General features: G+C 65.4%; 1 protein-coding gene and 1 pseudogene. Both read left to right on the top strand.

Going from position 1 to position 679, the window contains the following annotated elements; all coding sequences use genetic code 11:
* Positions 1 to 378 (top strand): group II intron maturase-specific domain-containing protein (locus tag ACY45C_RS13350; RefSeq protein WP_462187939.1); only part of this gene is annotated, 378 nt, incomplete at its 5' end.
* Positions 379 to 521: 143 nt separating this feature from the next.
* Positions 522 to 662 (top strand): annotated as a pseudogene (locus ACY45C_RS13345) (transposase); the annotation flags it as partial.
* Positions 663 to 679: the final 17 nt, after the last annotated feature.

Genomic DNA, 679 nt, shown 5'->3' with positions numbered 1-679 from the left:
ACCTATCCGGCTCGCAAGGCCCTCACAGCCGTGACCGAGAAAGTAAAGACGCTGTGCCGGCAGAACATCAACCAGCCGTTTGCCATCCTGTTGTATCGACTGAACTCGATACTGCGGGGGTGGACTGCCTACTTCCGGGCCGGGGTGTCCAGCATCGCCTTCGGCTATCTGCGCGCCTTCACCTGGCGTCAGGTCATCCGCTGGCTACGCCGCAAGCACCCCGGCACCACCTGGAAGGAACTACGCCGTCGATTCACCATCGACGGCTGGTGGCCCGCCGACACAGACGTGGTCCTTTTCAACCCTGGTGCGGTGCGGACCACCCGCTACCGCTACCGCGGGGCGAAGATTCCGTCTCCATGGTCGAACGCGACATGAGAACACCACTGCCGACCCCTCGGGGCTTGTGGAGAGCCGGATGCGTCGACGAGGCGCACGTCCGGTTCGGGAGGCGGGCCGGGGAAACCCACCGGTGGAAACACCGGCAGGGCGCCCCGGCCCGACCTCACCACGTCACAATCCGCCTGGACGAGGAGAAGCTGTGCCTGCTCGTCCTGATCGGCGTCCGCGCCGACGGCCGTAAGGAACTCATCGCTCTCACCGACGGCTACCGGGAATCGACCGAGTCGTGGGCAGACCTGTTGCGTGACTGCGCGCGGCGGCCGGGAAGGTAAACATT

This window comes from Frankia sp. CcWB2, assembly GCF_977927585.1.
The sequence above is the reverse complement of the archived record's forward strand: the minus strand, read 5'-3'. Positions and strand labels throughout refer to the sequence as shown.